This window comes from Desulfurella sp., assembly GCF_023256235.1.
GTDB lineage: Bacteria > Campylobacterota_A > Desulfurellia > Desulfurellales > Desulfurellaceae > Desulfurella.
Map to the genome: position 1 here is coordinate 5010 of NZ_JAGDWY010000066.1, position 2102 is coordinate 7111.

The 2102-nt window shown below is 28.6% G+C and carries 2 protein-coding genes and 1 pseudogene; all 3 read right to left on the bottom strand.

Going from position 1 to position 2102, the window contains the following annotated elements:
• Nucleotides 1-1354 (bottom strand): hypothetical protein (locus Q0C22_RS06765; RefSeq protein WP_291493063.1); only part of this gene is annotated, 1354 nt, incomplete at its 3' end.
• A 17-nt stretch (nt 1355-1371) separates the two neighbouring features.
• Nucleotides 1372-1791, bottom strand: a complete 420-nt coding sequence (locus Q0C22_RS06770; protein ID WP_291493065.1) for a GtrA family protein — start codon at nt 1789-1791, stop codon at nt 1372-1374.
• Nucleotides 1788-2102: pseudogene (locus Q0C22_RS06775) on the bottom strand (FAD-dependent oxidoreductase); the annotation flags it as partial. The pseudogene Q0C22_RS06775 and the gene Q0C22_RS06770, both read right to left, overlap by 4 nt.

The following is a 2102-nucleotide window of genomic DNA, read 5'->3' on the forward strand; positions in this document are numbered from 1 at the left end:
CTGCATATATAAACCTGTAGGGACCAACAATTGAACCATCCTCGAGTTTAAAAGAAATATTAAGTTGACTGAAAGGTTTATATAAAATGTTTATTATGGAATTAAATATGGTTGGTTTTATATATACATTCATAAAATCTGCATTTTTCGGTATGTCAATCCACTTATTAAGATTGGCTTTAATATTTGATAATTTGTGTAATTGTAAATCATAACATAGCTTTTTTCTGGTAAATAGACTGTAGTTATTGCCAGATATCTCTGTATTATAACAAGATAAAATTGTTTGAAAGGTATAAGGCTCTGAAAATAGTGGATACCGTCCGTCGATATCTTCGAAGGTGTAAATGATTTTCTGAGGTGCTTTATTACCCATCAATTGGTTAGCATTTTGTTTGTCTAGATATGGAGTGTTTGCTTGATAAGCCTGAGGCACGGGTTGTGGTATAAATTTCATATTATAACCTTGGGCCATCATTAAATTCCATGGTATTATGGTTACACTTGTATTTTTTATTGCTTTTATTATTGATGGTTTTATGTTAAACTGATTTTGTATTGATTCGTTTGATATTTGTTGTAAAGCTGTTCTTGTGTTTTTGTAATTGATTAATACTTTTATAAATTGTTTTTGTGCTGCAGCTGGTATCAAAGTTGTTAATCCACCTATCAGGTTGAAACAAAAGGCAAATATAAATATTAGTTTCAAGTATTTGTTCGATAAATTGTTATTACTAAATATTAACATACTAAATGTTATTAGTATTAGGGCAATTGGAAAAAAACTAATTATAGCATGCCCCCCTACTAACCCAGGATCGTGTCTGGTAAAACCTTCTTTATACGCAATAAACAAAAGCAAAAAAAGTAGTAAAAATTGAGAAAATATTTTCTTTTGTTTGTTTTTAAAAGCTTTAATTACTATGTAAATAAAATAAGCAAGAATTATAAATGCCACAATTGTTTGTAAATGATTTCCATGTAGAAACATAGCAGGAGTATAGCCTTTAATTATTTGATAGCATCCTTTTATAAAAGGAATCAAGTTGTATATTTTTTGCTTCGATAATAAGTATAAGACTATAAAAAAAGTAAAAAACGATGCAAAGCCCACAAAACTTAAAAGCAAGTATTTTTTTGATTTAAAATTGTAAAATATCAAAATAGAAAAAATTATAAAGAAAACTATACTAAAAGGTAATATATTGAATTTTATGAGAGAAGCCAAAGCCAATATCATTCCGGATATTAGTGATACAAATAATATTTTGATGCCTACTTTATTGTGGTTTTCATCATTATAGTAATTAAAAAGATTTACAGAAATAACAACACTTATTAGAGCTAAAATCATAGATACAGGAAGTATTTTTACGCATTTTCCTCCCTAAACGAAAATCTTTTATGACCGATAAAACTTACAAATGTTGGAACGGATATACCTATGGCGTGCGCTACAGCTTCTGGATAGAAGTTAAATTTAATATATGGAAAAATATAGTCTGCTAAACCAATACTTATTATATAAACCTGTATCAGAGCAATAATATTAACCATGATAAAATACAAAATTGATTTTTTTATTGGCTGTATGCTTTTTTTGAAAACAAAAAGCCTAAATAGTATAAAAGCTACAAGCATTCCTGTCAAATACGCAAGTACCACGGCTAAACCAAAATTTACGAATTCGCTATAAAAAAATCTTGAGCCGAAATTTGCAAAAGCTGCAATACCGCCTGATAAAAGAAACTTATAAAATTGCCTGTATTTTGAAATTAAACCTTTAATCACTTTTTTTTACCAATAGCTTTTTCGGCCATATATTTCCCAAGTCTTATGCTTTCTGAAAGAGACCTGTCTTCCGGGTAATAATAAGAAGTATCTGCAATATAGAGATTATTGATAAAACTTATCGGCGGAATTTTATTGAGATAGCCTGGTTCGCATATAGGTTGTGCGTAGCGATATCTAAAAACCCTTATACTTTTAAAGTCTTTTTCACTTATGTTTTTGTTTATTTTGTTTATATAAGATTTCACTTTTTCAATAAAATACTCATCGCTTTTTTTATAGTCAGGGTGATCACTTGGCATATAAAAGGG